General features: G+C 68.0%; 18 protein-coding genes. 10 read left to right on the top strand and 8 right to left on the bottom strand.

What is annotated here, in order from left to right; all coding sequences use genetic code 11:
* Positions 1 to 83 precede the first annotated feature (83 nt).
* Positions 84 to 1,355: a TadE/TadG family type IV pilus assembly protein gene (locus ACK4I0_RS07970; protein ID WP_409609719.1), complete on the top strand. Its 1,272-nt coding sequence runs from the start codon at positions 84 to 86 to the stop codon at positions 1,353 to 1,355.
* Positions 1,356 to 1,388: 33 nt separating this feature from the next.
* On the opposite strand, the gene polA is transcribed toward ACK4I0_RS07970, so the two are convergent.
* The 4 genes from polA to ACK4I0_RS07990 all read right to left on the bottom strand — a co-directional run bounded on the left by polA (position 1,389) and on the right by ACK4I0_RS07990 (position 5,862).
* Positions 1,389 to 4,298: a DNA polymerase I gene (gene polA, locus ACK4I0_RS07975; RefSeq protein ID WP_409609721.1), complete on the bottom strand. Its 2,910-nt coding sequence runs from the start codon at positions 4,296 to 4,298 to the stop codon at positions 1,389 to 1,391.
* Between the two features lie 160 nt (positions 4,299 to 4,458).
* Positions 4,459 to 5,067 carry a DUF6655 family protein gene (locus ACK4I0_RS07980; RefSeq protein WP_409609723.1) on the bottom strand — a complete coding sequence of 203 codons (609 nt, stop codon included), beginning with the start codon at positions 5,065 to 5,067 and terminating at the stop codon, positions 4,459 to 4,461.
* Positions 5,068 to 5,069: 2 nt separating this feature from the next.
* A complete protein-coding gene (locus tag ACK4I0_RS07985) occupies positions 5,070 to 5,510 on the bottom strand; it encodes a VOC family protein (protein ID WP_409609725.1) in 441 nt (146 codons plus the stop codon).
* Between the two features lie 100 nt (positions 5,511 to 5,610).
* A complete protein-coding gene (locus tag ACK4I0_RS07990; RefSeq protein WP_409609727.1) occupies positions 5,611 to 5,862 on the bottom strand; it encodes a zinc-finger domain-containing protein in 252 nt (83 codons plus the stop codon).
* A 105-nt stretch (positions 5,863 to 5,967) separates the two neighbouring features.
* On the opposite strand from ACK4I0_RS07990, the gene ACK4I0_RS07995 reads away from it, so the two are divergent.
* Positions 5,968 to 6,942 (top strand): ABC transporter ATP-binding protein, encoded by a 975-nt coding sequence (locus tag ACK4I0_RS07995; protein ID WP_409609729.1) that lies wholly within the window; start codon positions 5,968 to 5,970, stop codon positions 6,940 to 6,942.
* On the opposite strand, the gene ACK4I0_RS08000 is transcribed toward ACK4I0_RS07995, so the two are convergent.
* Complete coding sequence (locus ACK4I0_RS08000; protein ID WP_409609731.1) at positions 6,939 to 7,205, bottom strand: DUF6356 family protein; 267 nt, start codon at positions 7,203 to 7,205, stop codon at positions 6,939 to 6,941. The two genes, ACK4I0_RS07995 and ACK4I0_RS08000, sit on opposite strands and share 4 nt — an antisense overlap.
* A gap of 138 nt (positions 7,206 to 7,343) precedes the next feature.
* Between ACK4I0_RS08000 and ACK4I0_RS08005 the strand changes: the two genes are divergently transcribed.
* Genes ACK4I0_RS08005 through ACK4I0_RS08015 form a run of 3 tightly spaced genes read left to right on the top strand, consistent with a single transcriptional unit; the run spans position 7,344 to position 9,642 of the window.
* On the top strand, positions 7,344 to 8,531 hold the full coding sequence (locus ACK4I0_RS08005; protein ID WP_409609733.1) for an acyl-CoA dehydrogenase: 1,188 nt from the start codon (positions 7,344 to 7,346) through the stop codon (positions 8,529 to 8,531).
* Between the two features lie 2 nt (positions 8,532 to 8,533).
* The gene (locus ACK4I0_RS08010; protein ID WP_409609735.1) at positions 8,534 to 9,289 is read left to right on the top strand and encodes a HesA/MoeB/ThiF family protein; all 756 of its coding nucleotides are present in this window, start codon (positions 8,534 to 8,536) and stop codon (positions 9,287 to 9,289) included.
* Positions 9,286 to 9,642 carry a hypothetical protein gene (locus ACK4I0_RS08015; RefSeq protein WP_409609737.1) on the top strand — a complete coding sequence of 119 codons (357 nt, stop codon included), beginning with the start codon at positions 9,286 to 9,288 and terminating at the stop codon, positions 9,640 to 9,642. The genes ACK4I0_RS08010 and ACK4I0_RS08015 overlap by 4 nt, the downstream gene beginning before the upstream one ends.
* On the opposite strand, the gene ACK4I0_RS08020 is transcribed toward ACK4I0_RS08015, so the two are convergent.
* On the bottom strand, positions 9,639 to 10,625 hold the full coding sequence (locus tag ACK4I0_RS08020) for a 2-hydroxyacid dehydrogenase (protein ID WP_409609739.1): 987 nt from the start codon (positions 10,623 to 10,625) through the stop codon (positions 9,639 to 9,641). The two genes, ACK4I0_RS08015 and ACK4I0_RS08020, sit on opposite strands and share 4 nt — an antisense overlap.
* 70 nt (positions 10,626 to 10,695) lie before the next feature.
* Here ACK4I0_RS08020 and ACK4I0_RS08025 point away from each other — a divergent pair, with 70 nt between their 5' ends.
* The 3 genes from ACK4I0_RS08025 to fabB all read left to right on the top strand — a co-directional run bounded on the left by ACK4I0_RS08025 (position 10,696) and on the right by fabB (position 13,161).
* Complete coding sequence (locus ACK4I0_RS08025; protein ID WP_409609741.1) at positions 10,696 to 11,256, top strand: SH3 domain-containing protein; 561 nt, start codon at positions 10,696 to 10,698, stop codon at positions 11,254 to 11,256.
* Positions 11,257 to 11,329: 73 nt separating this feature from the next.
* Complete coding sequence (gene fabA / locus ACK4I0_RS08030) at positions 11,330 to 11,872, top strand: 3-hydroxyacyl-[acyl-carrier-protein] dehydratase FabA (protein WP_409609743.1); 543 nt, start codon at positions 11,330 to 11,332, stop codon at positions 11,870 to 11,872.
* A 59-nt stretch (positions 11,873 to 11,931) separates the two neighbouring features.
* Positions 11,932 to 13,161 (top strand): beta-ketoacyl-ACP synthase I, encoded by a 1,230-nt coding sequence (gene fabB, locus ACK4I0_RS08035; RefSeq protein WP_409609745.1) that lies wholly within the window; start codon positions 11,932 to 11,934, stop codon positions 13,159 to 13,161.
* Positions 13,162 to 13,178: 17 nt separating this feature from the next.
* On the opposite strand, the gene glmM is transcribed toward fabB, so the two are convergent.
* Entirely contained in the window at positions 13,179 to 14,528 is a 1,350-nt protein-coding gene (gene glmM / locus ACK4I0_RS08040) for a phosphoglucosamine mutase (RefSeq protein ID WP_409609747.1), read from the bottom strand.
* Positions 14,529 to 14,674: 146 nt separating this feature from the next.
* Between glmM and glmS the strand changes: the two genes are divergently transcribed.
* Positions 14,675 to 16,489, top strand: a complete 1,815-nt coding sequence (glmS, locus tag ACK4I0_RS08045) for a glutamine--fructose-6-phosphate transaminase (isomerizing) (protein WP_409609749.1) — start codon at positions 14,675 to 14,677, stop codon at positions 16,487 to 16,489.
* 7 nt (positions 16,490 to 16,496) lie between these two features.
* On the opposite strand, the gene queG is transcribed toward glmS, so the two are convergent.
* Entirely contained in the window at positions 16,497 to 17,543 is a 1,047-nt protein-coding gene (queG, locus tag ACK4I0_RS08050) for a tRNA epoxyqueuosine(34) reductase QueG (protein WP_409609751.1), read from the bottom strand.
* 153 nt (positions 17,544 to 17,696) lie between these two features.
* Here queG and ACK4I0_RS08055 point away from each other — a divergent pair, with 153 nt between their 5' ends.
* On the top strand, positions 17,697 to 18,413 hold the full coding sequence (locus ACK4I0_RS08055) for a 2OG-Fe(II) oxygenase (RefSeq protein ID WP_409609753.1): 717 nt from the start codon (positions 17,697 to 17,699) through the stop codon (positions 18,411 to 18,413).
* Positions 18,414 to 18,429 lie beyond the last annotated feature (16 nt).

Below are 18,429 nucleotides of genomic sequence, written 5' to 3' on the forward strand. Positions count from 1 at the left end.
GGTCAAGTTTCGGTCAGGCGGGAGGGAATTGTTCATTTTCCACGGCTTAGAAGAGTTCCAGTTCCTGTAAGCGTCGGATGCCGATGACGAGCCATCTCGCCGCCCTCCTGTGTCGCCTCTGCCGTCGCACCGAGGGTTCGGTCGCGCTGATCTTCGGCCTGTCGGTGCCCGCCGTCATCCTGATCGTGCTGGTGGCCGTGGAACTTCGCTCATTGACGAACGACCGCGGCCGCCTCCAGGAACTGGCCGACACCGCCGCCCTGAACACCGCCGGCCAGATGCGCATCGGCGCCAACCAACAGCTGCTGACGCGCGCGCGCGCGGGCGTCGTGGAACAGGCCGACGACCTGACGGCCAAGCTGGAAACCGCCGACTTTCGGTTCATCGAGGCGCGCGACGGGCGATCGGGCGTCAAGGTGAATCTGGTGGCTCGCCGCACGTCCTTCTTCGGCAACCTGCTGCCGCCCGGCGGATTCGTCATCAAGGCCGAGGCGATCGCCGAGCAGCTGGGCGCAACGCCGCTGTGCGTGCTGATGCTGAGCGAGAGCAGCGGCAACGCCCTGCACATGAAGGACGGCGAGATCATCGCGCGCTCCTGCCTGACCCATTCCAATCGCGACATTCAACTCGATCCCAAGGGCCTGATCGACGCGGCCGCCGTGCAGGCGTCGGGCAACATCAAGGGCGGCGGGGCCTCGGGGCAGACCGGATCGAACGCGCCTCTGGTGCCCGATCCCCTGGCCGGCGTCTTCGCCGGAGGCGCGCCGGCCCTGTGCACCGGGGTGACGGATGTGAAAGTGGACAAGGCGGGGCAAGTCTGGCCGGTTCTGCCGGGCGTCCACTGCCGCAAGTTCGACATCGAGAACGGCACGCTGCGCTTCATGCCGGGGGTCCATCACTTCAAGTCCGGCGAGCTTCAGTTGAAAAAGAACGCCAAGATCGAGGGCGACAACGTCACCCTGGTGATCTGGAAAAACATGAAGGTGGACTTCTCCGACGGCCGTGTTGATCGGCTGTCGCTGACCGGCAATCAGGGCGGCCTGTTGGAGCTTCAGGGCTGGGCGGGCTTCGTGCTGGCTATCGATCCCGCGCGGACGGAAGATTTCAAGCTGGACTTCAACAATATCGAGCGGCTCGAGGGCGTGGTCTATGCGCCAGGCACGCGCCTGATCGTGCCGGGTGGGCAGAACTCCAACGACACCACGCCGTGGACGGTGGTGGTGTCGCGCGAGCTGCGCGTCGAAGGCGGGCGTCGCCTCGCGATCAACGCCGACTACGCCTCTTCCTCGGTTCCCGTGCCCGGAGGCGTGGGCAATCGGGCGACCGGCGGCGGGCCCACGCGGCTGACCAACTAGGCGCTCACGCCCTGATTGCAGTTCGCCGACGCGTCAGTGGGCCTCGTCCCAGTTGGCGGCGGCCTTGGCTTCGACTTCCAGCGGCACGCTGAGCGCCACGGCCGGCTCGGCGGCGGTTTCCATGACGCAGCGGATCAACACGCGCGCCGCCTCGGCCTCGGTCTCGGGGGCCTCGAACACCAGTTCGTCGTGGACCTGAAGCAGCATGCGCGTCTCAAGGCCCGAGTCCCGCAGCGCGCCGGGCATGCGGATCATGGCGCGGCGGATGATGTCGGCGGCCGCCCCCTGGATCGGGGCGTTGATGGCCGCCCGCTCGCCGAATTGACGCTCAGCGCCCGACTTGGAGTGTATCGCCGGAATGTGGATTTTGCGGCCGAACAGGGTCGAGACGAAGCCCGCCTGACGCACCTCGGCGCGGGTGCGGTCCATGTATTCTCGGATGCCGGGGAAGCGCTCGAAATAGGTCTTGATATAGGCCCCGGCCTCGCCCTGATCGATGCCCAGCTGGTTGGCCAGGCCGAAGGCGGAGATGCCGTAGACGATGCCGAAGTTGATGGCCTTGGCGCGTCGGCGCGTCTCGGCGGGCATGCCCTCGACCGGCACGCCGAACATCTCGCTGGCGGTTGCGGCGTGAATGTCGAGCCCTGCCTTGAAGGCGCGCTTCAGCTCGGGGATGTCGCCGATGTGCGCCAGAAGGCGCAGCTCGATCTGGCTGTAGTCGGCCGAGATCAGCACATGGCCGGGCGCGGCGATGAAGGCCTGGCGGATCTGACGGCCCGTCTCGGTGCGGATCGGAATGTTCTGAAGGTTGGGATCAGACGAGGCCAGGCGGCCCGTCGTGGCGGCCGCCAGCTGATAGGAGGTGTGGACCCGGTCGGTCTTGGGATCGGCGGCGGCCGACAGGGCGTCTGTGTAAGTGCCTTTCAGCTTGGACAGCTGGCGCCAGTCCAGGATGGCGCGCGGCAGGTCGTGGGTCAGGGCCAGATCTTCCAGCACCGAGGCGTCGGTGCCCCACTGGCCGGAGGCGGTCTTCTTGCCGCCGGGCAGGCTCAGCTCGCCGAACAGAATCTCGCCGATCTGGCGCGGCGAGCCGACGTTGAACGGCCGACCGGCCAGTTCGTGGGCCTTGGCCTCCAGCTCGGCCATCTTCAGCCCAAACTCCGACGACAGGCGGCGCAGACGCTCGGGGTCCACTCGGATGCCGGCCAGCTCCATGTCCGACAGGACGGCGGGCATTCCCCGCTCCAGCGTCTCATAGACGGTGGTCAGGCCCTCGGCGGCCAGGCGCGGCCGCAGGAGCCGCCACAGGCGCAGGGTCACGTCGGCGTCCTCGGCGGCGTAGCCCGTCGCCGGCTTCAGCTCGACGTGCTTGAAGCTCTTCTGGCTCTTGCCGGTTCCGGCCACGGATTTGAAGGTGATCGGCTCGTGGCCCAGGTGCAGGCGCGCCAGCTCGTCCATGCCGTGACCGTGCAGCCCACCCTCCAGCACATAGGACACCAGCATGGTGTCCTCGATCGGCGACACGCGGATGCCGCGCCGGGCCATGACGGCGAGGTCGTATTTGATGTTCTGACCCACCTTCAGGACCGACGGATCCTCCAGCAGGGTCTTGAGCCGGGCCAGGGCCTCGGCCTTGTCGATCTGGGTCAGGACCGCCGCGCAGCCGCCGCCGTCCGCGTTGACGTCCCCGCCGAAGTCCAGGCCGCCGTCGCCGGTCGGCTCGGCCTCGTGGGTCAGGGGGATGTAGCAGGCCTGGTTGGGCCCGACGGCCAGGGACACGCCGCACAGGCCGGCGTGGGTGGCCGACAGGGCGTCGGTCTCGGTGTCGAAGCCGACCACGCCCGACGCCCGCGCCCGCTCGATCCAGGCGTCCAGCGCCTCGAGGGTCTGCACGCACTCATAGGCGTCGTGGTCGAACGACTGCGGCTCGGCCGGCGTCGCCACCTCGGCGGGGGCGTAGCGTGGGGTCAGAACCGGGGCCGTCGGCTGACGCACAAAGGCCGAGCCCTCGCGCGCCGGCGCCTTGCCGTCGCCCACCCGGCGGCTGAGCCCCCGGAACTCCATCTTTTCCAGGAAGGCGCCCAGGGTCTCGGGATCGGGGTCGCGCACGACAAAGTCGTCGATGGCCTCCGGCGCCGGCGCGTCGCAGGTCAAGCGCACCAGCTCGCGCGACAGACGGATCTGGTCGGCGAAGTCGATCAGGGTCTGACGCCGCTTGGGCTGCTTGATCTCTTCGGCGCGCGCCAGCAGCGTATCGAGGTCGCCGTATTCGTCCAGCAGTTGGGCGGCGGTCTTGGGGCCGATGCCGGGCGCGCCGGGCACGTTGTCCACGCTGTCGCCGATCAGGGCCTGCAGATCGACCATCTTGTCCGGCGTCACGCCGAACTTCTCCATCACCGCCTCTTCGCCCAGGCGACGGTCCTTCATCGGGTCGTACATGACCACCGTCGGCCCGATCAGCTGCATCAGGTCCTTGTCGGACGAGACGATGACGGCCTCGCCGCCGGCGTCGCGGGCCTTGCAGGCATAGGTGGCGATCAGGTCGTCGGCCTCATAGCCGGGCAGTTCAACGCAATGGACGCCAAAGGCCGCCGTCGCCTCTCGCACCAGCGGGAACTGCGGCACCAGGTCCTCGGGCGGCGGCGGGCGGTGGGCCTTGTACTGGTCGTACAGCGTGTTGCGGAACGTCTTTTCGGAATGGTCGAAGATGGCGACCAGATGGGTCGGTCCATCCTCGCCCTTCATGTCCTTGAGCAGCTTCCACAGCATGTTGCAGTAGCCCTGGACAGCGCCGACCGGCAGGCCGTCGGACTTGCGCGTCAGGGGCGGCAGGGCGTGATAAGCGCGGAAGATGTAGGCCGAGGCGTCGATCATCCACAACCGCAGCGGCGGGCCGTCCTGTGTCAGGGTGCGGTCAGCGGATTCGGATGCGGCGTCGGTCATGGCGGCGAACATAGAGCATTATCGGTTCGGATTGAATCAATCCGAACTCAGATAAATGCTCCATTATCAATGCTTAGAGCGAATATCTGAGTACAGATGCGATCGCATCTGAACCGATTTCGCTCTAGGAGGCTGGAAGCCTCGCGTCAGCCGCCTTCGATCAGAACTCTTTCCAACTCGATCCGGGTTCCCGCTCTCCGGGCTGGGCCTGCTGCTGACCGAACGAGATCATCATCAGCACCTTGTGGCTGCGGATGCGGTAGCGGCCGATCATCGGCGTGACGGCCCCCAGCGGAGCGCCCGTGCGCGCCTCGTAGATGAAGCCTGAGAATTCGGCGACGCCGACCCGGTCGCGCTGGCTGTAGATCGACAGCTCGGGCAGGGAGACGATGTTGAAGCTGTCGTTGATCGGCACCCGCATCTCGGGAATGCCGAAGACGCGCCGCATCTGCTCCAGCGAAAGGGCGCCGGCGCGCAGTTCGAAGATGACGTCGGCCTGGTCGCGGTTGTTGGCCAGGGAATAGCCGGCCTCCGAAAGCGCGCCGCGGATGGCGCTGACGGCGTAGGCTGCGTTCTCGGCGCGGAAAAAGGCGTCGTCGACAAAGACGCGAGCCGAGATGGGCGCCGGGATGGTCAGGCCCTCGACCGCGCGGTCTGCGGCGCGTGCCGTCAGCAGCTGTTCGGTCGCGGTCCTCGACGGGTGGGTCTCGGTCGTCGAGGCGCAGGCCGCCAGCACGGCCAGCGGCGCCAGCAGCAGGAGGCGACGCATGCTCACCATTCGCCCGTATTGGCCATGGACGCCCACGGCTCGGCCGGAGCCAAAGGTTCGCCTTCCTGCAGCAGCTCGACCGAAATGCCGTCCGGCGAACGCACGAAGGCCATGCGGCCGTCGCGCGGCGGACGGTTGATCGTGACGCCGCCGTCCATCAACCGCTCGCAGGCGGCGTAGATGTCGTCGACCTTGTAGGCCAGGTGGCCGAAGTTGCGGCCGCCGGAATAGGTTTCGGGATCCCAGTTGAAGGTCAGCTCCACCTCGGGCGACCGCTCGGCGGCTGACCGGTTCAGATCCTTGGGCGCCGCCAGGAAGACCAGGGTGAAACGCCCGGCCTCATTGTCCATGCGCCGCACTTCCTGAAGACCCAGCAGGTCGCAGTAGAAGCGCAACGAGGCGTCGATGTCCGTCACGCGGACCATGGTGTGCAGATAGCGCATGGAGAAGTCTCCGGCCGGGGAGGGGGCGACGAGACAGTTCTATACGGCGCCGCCCGGAAAACGCGGGCTCAAATGTCGTAACGGCTGCGTCAGACGCGGCTCAGTGCGCCTCGGGCGGACGCGCCGCGGGGTCGTGATACTCGTCCTCGGAATGCGCGTCGGCGGCCAGCACGAAGCGGCGGTCGCAATAGCCGCATTCGACGAAGTCATCCTCGCCCATGTCTATATAGACCAGCGGATGACCCAGGGCGCCGCCGCCGCCGTCGCAGGCCACGCGCTTGGTGGGAACGACGATCCGCTCGGGCGGCGGAATGAGGGCCTGAGCGGGGACGGGCGCGGAGCGGGTCGGCATTTTCGGTGACGCGGCCTTGGCGTTGACGGGTTGGGGGCATACCTATGCCGCGCGCGGGACCGGGTCAAACCGCCGCGCCTCCATTCCAAGCCGAGACGCCCGCCGATGTTCGACGCCGCCGCCCTGCCTGACAACGCCATCGAGGTCCGGGGGCTGAAGAAGACCTACGCCGCGTCCAAGAAGTCGCCCGCCAAGACCGCGCTGAAGGGCGTGGACCTGATCATCCCGCGCGGCTCGATGTTCGGCCTGCTGGGCCCCAACGGCGCCGGCAAGTCGACGCTGATCAATATTCTTGCGGGCGTGGTGAACAAGTCCGAGGGCCAGGTCTCGATCTGGGGCCGCGACATCGACCGCCAGCCGCGCGACGCCCGCGCCGCGCTGGGCGTCGTGCCTCAGGAGATCGTGGCCGACGTCTTCTTCACCCCGCGCGAGTCGCTGGAGGTGCAAGCCGGTTTCTATGGCGTGCCGGCCGACGAGCGGCGGTCCGACGAACTGCTGGCCGCGCTGGGCCTATCGGACAAGGCCAACGCCTATGTGCGCGCCCTGTCGGGCGGCATGAAGCGCCGCCTGATGGTGGCCAAGGCCCTGGTCCACAATCCGCCCATCCTGATCCTGGACGAGCCGACGGCCGGCGTGGACGTCGAACTGCGCCGCCAGCTGTGGGAGTACGTGCGCCGCATCAACGCCGAGGGCGTCACCATCGTGCTGACGACCCACTATCTGGAAGAGGCGCAGGAGCTCTGCGACACCATCGCCATCGTAAACCGTGGCGAGGTCGTGGCCTGCGAGCCGACCACCCAGTTGCTGCGCCGGCTGGACACGCGCAACGTCGTGGTGACGCCGGAAGGCGAGCTGGACCGTCTGCCGACGCTGGACGGGTTCGAGGCCGTGGCTCGGCCCAACGGCGCCTTCGTCGTCACCTATCGCAAGGGCCAGGCGTCGGTTGAACAGGTGCTGGCCGCCGTGCGCGCCGCCGGCGTGACCATTGCCGACATCACCACCGAGGACCCGGACCTGGAAGACGTCTTCCTGGCCCTGACCTACGGCGACGACACCAAGCCGGCGCCGACGTCGGACTAGAGGCCCGGATCCCAGGCGCCGGCGTCGCGCATGCGGCATTCGCGGGCTTCATCGGCGCGGCCGCCCATCTTGTGGGCCATGCCCTTTATCTCGTCCGAAACGGTGGTCTTGCACAGGCCCGGCACGACGGCGTGGACGAAGGCGGCGCCCGCCAGCCGCAGTAACTTGAACCCTGTGCCGGCCGCCACGCCCATGTGCTCGACATAGGTTTCGCCCACCTCTCTGGGGTGGTCGGCGAACAGGCGGGACAGGGTTCGGCGCATGGCGAAGCTTAATCCGCGCGAGGCCTCGGCTCTACCCCGCCCGCGCATTTTGGCCTAAACCCGCCCACGAAACAGGGGGCTGATCGTCACGCCTGCGTGACGCGCCCGCGAGCCCCCGCAGATCAAGGACTTGAGCCCATGGCCGACGGCGCCGCCTCCGCCCAGACCTTCCGTTGGGACGACCCGCTGGGCCTGGACGGCCGGCTGACCGACGACGAGACCATGATCCGCGACTCCGCGCGCGCCTATGCTCGCGACAAGCTGCTGCCGCGCGTCGTCTCGGCGTTCGAGGATCAGCGGTTCGATCGCGAAATCATGACCGAGATGGGCGAGATGGGCTTCCTGGGTGCCATGCTGCCCGAACAGTACGGCGGCTCGGCCGCCAGCCACGTCGCCTATGGCCTGATCGCGCGCGAGATCGAGGCGGTCGACAGCGGCTATCGCTCCGCCATGTCGGTGCAGTCGTCGCTGGCCATGTATCCGATCTACGCCTTCGGCTCCGAGGAGCAGAAGATGCGCTTTCTGCCCCGCATGGCGGCCGGCGAACTGATCGGCTGCTTCGGCCTGACCGAGGCCGACGGCGGGTCCGACCCCGCCTCGATGAAGACCCGCGCCGAAAAGGTCGAGGGCGGATATCGCCTGAACGGGGCCAAATACTGGATCACCAACTCGCCGATCTGCGACCTGGCGGTGGTCTGGGCCAAGTTGGACGACAAGATCCGCGGCTTCATCGTCGAGCGCGGCATGGACGGTTTCACCACCGACAAGATCGACGGCAAGCTGAGCCTTCGCGCCTCGATCACCGGCGACATCGGCCTAAACGACGTGCTGGTGCCCGAAGAGAATCTGCTGCCGGGCGTGTCGGGCCTGCGCGGTCCTTTCAGCTGCCTGAACAAGGCGCGCTACGGCATCGCCTGGGGCGCGATGGGCGCGGCGGAGTTCTGCTTCCACGCCTCGCGGGATTATGTCGGCGAGCGCATGCTGTTCGGCCGTCCGCTGTCGTCGCGCCAGCTGGTGCAGAAGAAGCTGGCCGACATGCAGACCGAGATCTTCCTGGGGCTGGAAGGCGCCTATGCGCTGGGCCGGCTTCTGGACACGGGCGCCTGGGTGCCCGAGGCCATCTCGATGATGAAACGCAACAACTGCGGCAAAGCATTGAGCATCGCGCGCGAGGCTCGCGACATGCACGGCGGCGCCGGCATCACCGGCGAAATGCACGTCATGCGCCACGCCATGAACCTGGAGACGGTCAATACCTACGAGGGCGCGCACGACGTCCATGCCCTGATCCTGGGCCGCGCCATCACCGGTCAGAGCGCCTTCTAGGGGTGGGGAGCACGCCGGCCTTTTCCGACGACGAGGTCGAACGCTACGCCCGACATCTGGTGCTGGCCGAGATCGGCGGGCCGGGCCAACAGGCTCTGAAACGCGCGCGGGTGCTGATCGTGGGGGCCGGCGGCGTCGGCGCGCCGGCGGCCCTGTATCTGGCGGCGGCGGGCGTCGGGACGCTCGGCCTGATCGACGACGACGCGGTCGCTTTGTCGAACCTGCAGCGCCAGGTGCTGTTCACGACCGCCGACATCGGACGGACCAAGGTCGAGGCGGCGCGCGACCGCCTGACAGCCCTAAATCCCCATGTCGCCGTCGAGACCTTCACCGAGCGGCTGACGCCCGACAACGCCGCCGAACGCGTCGCCGCCTTCGATCTGGTGCTGGACGGCACCGATGATTTCGCCACGCGCCACGCGGTCAACGCCGCTTGCGTGGCGACGGGCCGGCCGCTGGTGTCGGGCGCCTTGGGCCGCTGGACCGGCCAGGTCGGCGTCTTCACCGGCCGCCCTTGCTATCAGTGCCTGGTTCCCGAGGTTCCTCCCGACGCCGAGACCTGCGCCCGCGTCGGCGTGGTCGGCGCCCTGGCCGGCGTGATCGGGTCCATGGCGGCGCTGGAGGCGATCAAGCTCATCACCGGCGCGGGCGAGCCGCTGGCCGGACGGCTGCTGATCTACGATGGCCTGGCGGGAACCAGCCGGACAGTCAGAGTGGCGGCGGATCCGGCGTGCGAAGTGTGCAGCGCGGGCCAATGAGCGCATTCAGAAACGCCGCTCGATACGCAGGCGTGTTCGCGCTGAGCGTGGTCTTCTGGGCAGCCGCCAGTGTGGCGATGGCTGCGCCGGAGCCGTGGGATGCGCCCGCCTACCCATGGTGGTGCTTGGCGGCGATCGCATTGTCGGGGGTCGCGGGCTGGATCTTCGACGACAAGCCCTGGGCCTGGGGCGTGCTGGTCATGTTCGGCCAGCTGCCGGTGATCGCGGTCCAATCCGGCGTCGGGCCGCTCATGCTGGTCGGCGTGGGCCTGCTCGCGCTTCTGTCCATCCCGGCCAGCCTCGCGTCTTTTGCGGGGTTCACGGCTCGGCGGAGGTGGCGCGGACGCGCCTAGAGCATCGCCGGGATCACGCGGTCCGGCGGGCGGTGGCCGTTCTGGAGCGTCATCAGGTTCAGGATGACGCGGTCACCCATGTCCTGGCGCGCTTCGAGCGTGGCCGAGCCGAGGTGGGGCAGCAGCACGACATTGGGCTGGTTCAGCAGGCCCGGATGGATAGCCGGTTCGTGCTCGAAGACGTCCAGACCGACGCCGGCCAGGGCGCGGGCGCGCACCGCCTCGGATAGGGCGGCCTCTTCGATCAGTTCGCCGCGCGCGGTGTTGACCACGATGGCGTGGGGCTGAAGCCGGGCCAGGCGCTCGGCGTTCAGCAGGTGGCGCGTATGGGGCGTCGCCGGGCAGTTCAGCGAGATGATGTCCATGCGCGACAGCATCTGGTCCAGGTCATCCCAATAGGTCGCGCCCAGCTCCTCGGCGATCAGGTCCGAGACGGGTTTGCGGTTGTGATAGTGGACCTGCAGACCGAAGGCGCGAGCGCGTCGGGCCAGGGCCTGGCCGATGCGGCCCATGCCGACGATTCCCAGCCGCTTGCCCCACAGCTTGCGCCCGCACATCCAGGTGGGCGTCCAGCCCTCGAACTTGCCCTCCGCCACAACCTGCGCGCCCTCGACGATGCGGCGGCTGACGGCCAGGATCAGGCTCATGGCCAGATCGGCGGTGTCCTCGGTCAGGACGCCGGGCGTATTGGTCACGATGATCCCTCTCGCGGTCGCGGCTTCCACGTCGATATGGTCGATGCCGGCCCCGAAGTTGGCGATCATGCGCAGCTGATCCCCGGCCGAGGCGATCAGCTCGGCGTCGATCACGTCGGTGATGGTGGGGACCAGCACCTCAGCGCGCTGAACGGCGGCACTCAGGGCGGCGCGATCCATAGGCCGGTCGGTCAGGTTCAACTCGGCGTCGAACAGCTCGCGCATGCGCGTCTCGACCGCGTCGGGCAGGCGTCTGGTTAACACGACCTTAAGCTTGCGGGCGGACATTGCGGGCCTTGGCTGAAGCGGGCGAGCGCCCGACTGCGACGGGTCGTTCCGGGTGTCTAGCAAAGCAGCGTTGATCTTCAAAAGGCTGGCGGTCATCGCCGTCGTTTCGGGCGGCGCGATCATGGCCGGCGCCGGCGGCCAGGCGGTCATGCCTGACGGCCGGCCGACGCCCACGGGGCTTGAGGTGCCGCGCTGGATCACTCTTAAATCGTCCCAGGTGCGCGCGCGTCAGGGGCCGGGCCTGGACTATGAAATCCTGTGGGAATACCGCGCCGCCAACCTGCCGGTGCAGGTGATCGCCGAGACCCGCGAATGGCGCAAGATCTGCGATCCCGACGGTGCGGTGGCCTGGATCCACCGCACCGTCGCCTCAGGCCGCCGCAGCGTCTTCAATCCGTCGCCGGAGCCTCTAGCCGTGCATTCCGGCCGGTCGGAGGGATCGGGCGTGCGCGCCCGCCTACAGCCCCGCTCGATCGTCAGCCTGGACGAGTGCGAGGACGGCTGGTGCCGGGTCCGGGCGCGGAAGCTGAACGGCTGGGTTCAGGCCTCGCGCGTCATCGGCAGCCAGGACCGCGCCCTGTGCGACGCCGCCCGCCCCGCCGGCCCGGGCCGCCTGCTGGCCGCCCGCTGAAGCCGGCAACCCGGTTGAGCCCCTGCGCGCGCTAGTGTAACCCGGCCGCTACACCTGCCGGAGCCGAACCCGCGTGAGCCAGTCGAAATACCCCTCGTCGTTTGATCATGAGGCGCTTCTGGCGTCGGGCCGCGGCGAGCTGTTCGGGCCGGGCAACGCCCAGTTGCCGGCGCCGCCGATGCTGATGTTCGACCGCATCGTCACGATCAACGCGGACGGCGGCGACCACGGCAAGGGCTATGTCGAGGCCGAACTCGACATCCATCCCGACCTCTGGTTCTTCCAGTGCCACTTCATCGGCGATCCGGTGATGCCGGGCTGCCTGGGCCTGGACGCCATGTGGCAGTTGGTGGGCTTCTACCTCGGCTGGATCGGCGGCCCCGGCAAGGGCCGGGCGCTGGGCGTCGGCGAGGTCAAGTTCACCGGCCAGGTCCAACCGGAGGTCAAGAAGGTGGTCTATAAGGTCCATCTGAAGCGGGTCATCAACCGCCGCCTGGTCATGGGAATCGCCGATGGGGTTCTCGAAGCCGACGGCGTCCCCATCTATACCGCGAACGACATGCGCGTTGGCCTGTTCGGCGCCTCCAAGGACGCGTCCGAGCAAGCCGGCGGCTGACGTCAACACAACACCGCGGCCAACGCGGGTCCTGTTTCACTAGGTCTGAAGGAAACCGCATGCGGCGTGTCGTCGTCACCGGTCTGGGTATCGTCTCTTCCATCGGCACGGGCGCCGACGAGGTGGCTGCGTCTCTGCGCGACGCCAAGTCGGGCGTGCAGGCCGCGCCCGATCACATCCAGCATGGCTTCCGCTCCCAGGTCTGGGCGCCGCCGTCGATGGGCGCCACGGCCGCAGATTGGGCCGACAAGGTCGACCGCCGCGCCGCCCGCTTCCTGGCCAACGGCACCGCCTGGGGCCACATCGCCTTCGAAGAGGCGCTGAAGGATTCGGGCCTGTCCGCCGAGGAGATCAAGGACGAACGCATCGGCTTGATCGTCGGCGAGGGCGGCCCCTCGACCCAGGTCATCCTGCAGGCGGCCCAGACCACGATCGACAAGGGCTCGCCCAAGCGCATCGGCCCGTTCGCGGTGCCCAAGGCCATGGCGTCCGGCCCCTCGGCCGTGCTGGCGACCTGGTTCCAGCTGAAGGGGATCAACTATTCGATCTCCTCGGCCTGCGCGACCTCGGCCCACTGCATCGGCGCGGCGGCCGAGCAGATCGCCTGGGGCAAGCAGGACGTGGTCTTCGCCGGCGGCTGCGAGGACATCGACTGGTCCATGTCGAACATGTTCGACGCGATGGGCGCCATGTCCTCAAACTTCAACGACACGCCCGCCAAGGCCTCGCGCGCCTATGACAAGGACCGCGACGGCTTCGTCATCGCCGGCGGCGCGGGCATCGTGGTGCTGGAAGAATACGAGCGGGCCAAGGCGCGCGGCGCGACCATCTACGCCGAAGTCACCGGATACGGCGCCAACTCGGACGGCTACGACATGGTCGCCCCGTCGGGCGAAGGCGCCGAGCGCTGCATGAAGATCGCGCTGGAAATGGCCGGCAATCCGCGCATCGACTATCTGAACCCGCACGGCACCTCGACGCCGGTCGGCGACAGCAAGGAGATGGGCGCGGTGCGCAACGTCTTCGGCGACGACCTGCCGATGATCTCCTCGACCAAGTCGCTGACGGGCCATTCCCTGGGCGCCGCGGGCGTTCAGGAGGCGATCTATTGCCTGCTGATGATGAACCACGGCTTCGCGGCCGAAAGCGCGCACATCGAAAACCTGGACCCAGAGTTCGAGGGCATGCCGATCCTGCGCGAGCGCCACGACGGCGAGCTGAAGCACGTCATGTCGAACAGCTTCGGCTTCGGCGGCACCAACGGCACGCTGATTCTGTCGAAGATCTAAAAGGCTGGGGCGGCGGGTCAGCCCGCCGCCTTCACCGCTGCCGCCACGTCCGAAACCACCCGCTTGACCAGACCCGCGTCGTCGCCCTCGGCCATGACGCGGATCAGCTTCTCCGTGCCTGAGGGCCGCACCAGCAGTCGGCCCGAGCCGTTCAACGCGGCTTCGGCGTCGGCGATGGCGGCCTTGACGGTCGCGTCCTCCAGCGGCTTGCCGGCTGTGTAGCGCACATTCTCCAGCCGCTGCGGCACCGGGTCGAATTGGCGCGCCAGCTCGCTCATCGGCTGGCCGGACTCCACCAGCACGGCCAGCACCTGCAGCGCCGCCATCAGGCCGTCGCCGGTCGTGGCGTGATCGTGCAGGATGATGTGTCCCGACTGTTCGCCGCCGATGTTGAAGCCGCCCTGACGCATCCGCTCCATGACATAGCGGTCGCCGACCTTGGTGCGCTCCAGCGTCAGCCCCTCGCCCTTGAGTTTGCGCTCCAGGCCCAGGTTGGACATGACGGTGGCGACCACGCCCCCGCCGGCCAGACGGCCCTGCCGAGCCCAGTCCAGGCCGACCAGGGCCATGATCTGATCGCCGTCCACGATCTGACCCTTCTCGTCGCAGATGATGACCCGGTCCGCGTCGCCGTCCAGGGCGATGCCGATGTCCGCGCGATAGCGTTTCACAGCATCGATCAGGGTCGTCGGATGGGTCGAGCCGCAGTCGGCGTTGATATTCAGCCCGTTCGGCTCTACGCCGACGGAACAGACCTCGGCCCCCAGTTCATACAGGGTGGTGGGGGCGACCTTGTAGCCCGCGCCGTTGGCGCAATCGATGGCGATGCGCAGGCCCTTGAGGCTAAGCCCCTTGGGGAAGGCCTGTTTAGCGATTTCGATATAGCGCGCCTGGGCGTCATCGATCCGCTTGACCCGGCCCAGCCCATCGGACGGCGCCAGCCCCTGGCCCAGGGCCTGGTCCATCATGGCTTCGATCTTCATCTCGATCTCGTCCGACAGCTTGTAGCCGTCGGGGCCGAACAGCTTGATGCCGTTGTCGGCGTAGTTGTTGTGCGAGGCCGAGATCATCACGCCCAGGTCGGCGCGCATAGAGCGGGTCAGCATCGCTACCCCCGGTGTCGGCACGGGGCCAAACGTCAGCACGTCCATGCCGACCGAGGCGAAACCGGCCACCAGGGCCGGCTCGATCATATAGCCCGACAGGCGGGTGTCCTTGCCGATCACGACCAGGTGGCGGCGGTCATCCGCCGTGCTGAACAGCTTGCCTGCGGCCAGACCGACGCGCAGCGCCACTTCGGCGGTCATCGGATGGGCGTTGGCGCGGCCGCGAATGCCGTCGGTGCCGAAATATTTGCGCTCGCCCATCGATGATCCTCTTGGCCGGGAAACCTTGCGAAACCCCTTTTCAAGTGCGCGGGAAGCCGACTTCTCCTACAGCGCGGGGTTCAACGTCGGCATAGACCGTCAGTGAGCCTGCGGAAAGCGTCGCGGGTCAGTCCAGGAGCCTTCCCATGTGCGGCATCATCGGCGTCACCGGCCAGGGACCGGCCGTTCCCCGTCTGATCGAAAGCCTGAAACGGCTGGAGTATCGCGGCTATGATTCAGCCGGCGTCGCCGCCGTCATGGGCGGTCGGATCGAGCGCCGTCGCGCGAAGGGCAAGATCGCGGCCCTGGAGGCGGTGCTGAGGGCCGAGCCGCTGGAAGGGACCGTCGGCATCGGCCACACCCGCTGGGCCACTCACGGCGCGCCGACCGTGCCCAACGCCCACCCGCACAAGGCGGGCCGCGTGTGTCTGGTCCACAACGGCATCATCGAGAACTTCGCCGAGCTCAAGACCGAGCTGGAGGTCGAGGGGCGTGTGTTCGAAAGCCAGACGGACACCGAGGTCGTCGCCCATCTGCTGGATCACCAGCTGGCTGCGGGTCTTGCCCCGCTGGCGGCGTTCAAGGCCACTCTGGACCGGTTGACCGGAGCCTATGCGCTGGCCGTGCTGATCGAGGGCGAGGATGGGCTGATCCTGGGCGCGCGGCGCGGCAGCCCCCTGGTCGTCGGCTGGGGCGAGGGCGAAATGTATCTGGGCTCCGACGCCCTGGCCGTCGGCCCCTTCACCCAGAAGATCAGCTATCTGGAAGAGGGTGATTTCGTCGCCCTGACCCGCGAGGGCGCGACCCTGTTCGACGCCGCCGGCGCACTGGCCGACCGGCCGATCGTTCAGGTCTCGGCCTCTGCCGCCATGGTCGAGAAGGGCGCCTATCGCCACTTCATGGAAAAGGAAATCCATGAACAGCCCGACAGCGTCCAGCACACCCTGTCGCACTACCTGGATCTGGTGACGGCTCGCGCCAAGGCTCAGGAGGTCGACTTCGCCACGATCGACCGCATCCAGATCGTCGCCTGCGGCACCGCCTTCTACGCTGGCCAGATCGGCCGCTATGCGTTCGAGCGATACGCCGGCCTGCCGTGCGACGTCGAGATCGCATCGGAGTTCCGCTACCGCTCCCCGGCCCTGACGCCCGGCACGCTGGCCGTCGCGGTCAGCCAGTCCGGCGAGACCGCGGATACCTTGGCCAGCCTGACCTGGTGCAAGGCGCAGGGGCTGAAGACGGCCGCCGTGGTCAATGTCCACACCTCATCCATGGCGCGCGAGGCCGAACTGCTGTGGCCGACCCATGCCGGTCCCGAAATCGGCGTCGCCTCGACCAAGGCCTTCACGGCCCAGGTGTCCGCTCTTCTCGCCCTGGCGGTCGCCGCCGGTGTGGCCCGCGGGCGCATCGACGCCGTGCAGGAGGCCGAACTGGTCAGGGCCCTGTTCGAGGCGCCGCGCCTGATCGCCGAGGCTTTGCAGATGGATGGTCAGATCCGCGCCGTGGCGCACGATCTGTCGCGCGCGCGCGACGTCCTTTTCCTGGGGCGGGGCGCCATGTTCCCCCTGGCGATGGAGGGCGCGCTGAAGCTCAAGGAGATCAGCTACATTCACGCCGAGGGCTACGCCGCCGGCGAGTTGAAGCACGGCCCCATCGCCCTGGTCGATGAGGAGACGCCGACCGTCGCCCTGGCGCCGCTGGACGACATCTTCGAAAAGACCGCCTCGAACCTGCAGGAGATCGCGGCGCGCGGCGGCCCGGTCATCATGATCACGCCGACCACCGCGCCCCTGCCGCATGGCGCGGACATCCAGCGCCTGGACGCGCCGGACTGCCACCCCCTGGCCGCGCCCTTGGTGTACGCCGTGCCGGTTCAGATGCTGGCCTATTACACGGCCGTGCAGAAGGGCACGGACGTGGATCAGCCCCGCAACCTGGCCAAGTCGGTGACGGTGGAATAGGCCGCCGCTAGGCCAGGCCCGCCGCCTCGAGACGCCTCAACGCCCATGCTGCGGCGTCTCGCACGACAGGATCTGGATCGCCCAGCAGGGCGCCGACCGGCTCGACCAGGCCTGCATCGCCCGAATTGCCGGCGGCGTAGAGCACGTTGCGGACGAAGCGGTCGCGGCCGATGCGCTTGACCGGGCTCTTGGCGAACAGGGCGCGGAAGGCCGGGTCGTCCAGCGCCAGCAGATCCGCCAGACGCGGCGCGTTCAAGGCCTCGCGAGCGTGCAGCCGGGCCTCGCGCGCGCCCGAGGCGAACTTGTTCCAGGGGCAGACCGCCAGACAGTCGTCGCAGCCGTAGATGCGCGAGCCGGTAGCCACGCGAAACTCTTCCGGCCAGGGCCCGGCGAACTCGATGGTCAAGTAGGACAGGCAGCGCCGCGCATCCAGCTGGAACGGCGCGGGAAAGGCGGCGGTCGGGCAGGCGTCCAGGCAGGCGGTGCACGATCCACAATGCTCGCCCTCGGGCGCATCCGGCTCGATCTCGGCCGTAGTCAAAATGGAGCCCAGGAATAGCCAGTTGCCGTGCCTGCGGCTCAGCAGATTGGTGTGCTTGCCCTGCCAGCCCAGGCCGGCGCGCTGGGCCAGGGGCTTTTCCATCAGGGGCGCGGTGTCGACGAAGACCTTCACGTCCTGGCCGGTGCGGGCCGCCATCTGGCCCGCCAGGATCTTGAGCCGCCCCTTGATGACCTCGTGATAGTCGTCGCCGCGCGCATAGACCGACAGATAGCCCGCCGACCGATCGGCCATCTGCGGCAGGGGATCGGCCTCCGGCCCGTAGTTCAGGCCCAGCACCACCGCCGTCTTCGCCTCGGGCCACATGGCGGTGGGATGGGCGCGGCGCTCCAGCGTCGTCTCCATCCAGCCCATGTCGCCGTGCCGGCCCTCGCCCACGAAATGCGCCAGCCGCTCGCCGGCGTCCCACGGCGCGGACGCCGAGGCAAACCGACACGCCTCGAAGCCGAGCGCCGTGGCCCGCTCGCGGATGAAGGATTTCAGGCGCTCGCTCACGGGCGGCCATTAGCACGAAAGCAAGACGAGGCTTCGTCTTGTGACAGGGACGGGCGGCGCGTCGGGCGTTGCGGCCGGGCCGTGAACATGGAATGCGTCTATCAAGGCCGCGCAGCGGCGTCAGGAATGAGGCCGTCTCTCTTGCAGCCCCCCTTGTCTCTGCGTCTCAACGGCGTCCTTCGGCCTCAGGCGTATGCGCCCATCTTCAAGGCGCATCGTCGCCTTCACATTCCCGACTTTCTGACCAAGAGCTCCGCCAGGGCGCTTCACCAGACCGTCAGCGAGACCGATGGCTGGATTCGTTCGATCCATCTCGCGCCGGGTCAGGACGTCGATATCACGATGAACGAACTGGCCGAGATGTCGCCGGACGAGCGGGTAGCCCTTGAGCACTCGTTGATCGATTCCAGCACCGACACCGTCAAATACATCTTCGATGCGGTGCGGGTGACCCCCAACATCGAGGCGGGCCGCGACGTGACCCCGGCGATGCGCGCGATCCATGACTTCGTCAACGGCGAAGGCTTCCTCAGGTTCATGCGGCAACTTACGGGCGATGATCGGATCGCCTTCGCCGACACAATGGCGACACGCTATCTGCCGGGCCATTTCGCCACCGCCCATGCGGACGACCTGCCGGGTCAGCATCGGCTCTACGCCTATGTGCTGAACCTGACGCCCGAATGGCTGGTTGATTGGGGCGGCGTGCTCGTCTTTCCCGATGAGGAAGGCCATGTCGCCGAGGGCTACACACCCAGGTTCAACGCTTTGAACGTGTTCGCGGTGCCCCAGGCACACGCCGTTTCAGTCGTCTCGCGGCTGGCGCGAGCGCCGCGCCTGTCGGTGACCGGCTGGGTGCACGCCGAGTGACGTCCGGCATCCACCC

The organism is Brevundimonas sp. (assembly GCF_046295775.1).
In the GTDB taxonomy this organism is placed as follows: Bacteria; Pseudomonadota; Alphaproteobacteria; order Caulobacterales; family Caulobacteraceae; genus Brevundimonas.